Raw genomic sequence first — 1,186 nt, 5'->3', positions numbered from 1 at the left:
CTAGTCACGTGAATCTAAAGTTCGCCACATAAGGTCTGCTGTGTTTTCTGGCAGAAGCGCTTGACCGAGGCGAGGATTTCGTCGGCGGACTTGGTCCAGCTGTATGGCTTTGGGTTTTCGTTATGTCGGTCGATGAAGGTGAGGATATCGGCCTCGAGTTGGCCGGTCGAACGGTGGACGCCGCGCTGAAGCTGCTTTCTGGTCAGTTCAGCGAACCAGCGCTCGACCTGATTGATCCATGACGCCGATGTCGGCGTGAAGTGCACGTGATAGTGCGGGCGGCGGGCGAGCCAGGCCCTGACTTTGGCAGTTTTGTGGGTCGCGTAATTGTCCATGACGATGTGGACGTCCAGCCCATCGGGGGCCGCCCGGTCGATCTGCTTGAGGAAGTCGAGGAACTCGGTCGCGCGATGCCTTTTGTAGCATTTGCCGATGACAAAGCCCGAGGCGATGTCGAGCGCTGCGAACAGCGATGTCGTCCCGTGCCGCACATAGCTGTGGGTCTGGCGCTCGGGGATGCCCGGCATCATGGGGAGCACCGGCTGCTCGCGGTCGAGCGCCTGGATCTGGCTCTTCTCATCAACGCTGAGGACGATCGCGCGGGTCGGCGGCGACAGGTAAAGCCCAATGATATCGCGCACCTTGTCGACAAACAGCGGGTCGCTCGACAGCTTGAAGGTCTGGCTACGGTGTGGCTGCAACCCGAAGGCATTCCACATCCGGCGGATCGTCGTATGTGAAAAGCCCGTTTCTGCCGCCATCGACCGGATCGACCAGTGTGTCGCATCCGTAGGTGTGGTGCGCAGCGTTCGCTCGATCACGGCAGCTACTTGATCGTCGTCGATCGTGCGCGGCCTGCCGGGGCGCGCTTCGTCGAGCAGCCCGTCAATGCGATCGGCCAGAAATCGCCGGCGCCACTTGCCCACCGTATGCTCGTGAACGCCAAGCTCGGTCGCCACGACCTTGCTCTGCAACCCATCGGCACAGCGCAGGATAATCCGACATCGTTCTGACAGCGAGCGCGATACCCGGTGCCGCCGCACCTGTCGCTCAAGATACGCGCGCTCCTCCGCCGTCACCACCAACGGCTCAATCGGACGACCCTTCGCAAACGCGTTCGCCATCAACGCCTCCCTCTCGGACGGCGTCATATACAATGTAACTTACTTCAGTTCCAGATGACTAG

The 1,186-nt window shown here is 61.0% G+C and carries 1 protein-coding gene; it reads right to left on the bottom strand.

The genetic code is table 11. The features are described from left to right. Positions 1-14: 14 nt before the first annotated feature. On the bottom strand, positions 15-1,124 hold the full coding sequence (locus tag IAG41_RS22865; protein WP_187731014.1) for an IS630 family transposase: 1,110 nt from the start codon (positions 1,122-1,124) through the stop codon (positions 15-17). Positions 1,125-1,186 lie beyond the last annotated feature (62 nt).

The organism is Sphingomonas sp. JC676, from assembly GCF_014489075.1.
Lineage (GTDB): Bacteria > Pseudomonadota > Alphaproteobacteria > Sphingomonadales > Sphingomonadaceae > Sphingomonas.
Note: the sequence above shows the minus strand (reverse complement) of the source record. Positions and strands in the feature narration are given on the sequence as shown.

Coding starts and splice junctions, on each gene's coding strand:
- IAG41_RS22865 (WP_187731014.1), bottom strand. CDS start 1,124: ATGGCGAACGCGTTTGCGAAGGGTCGTCCGATTGAGCCGTTGGTGGTG.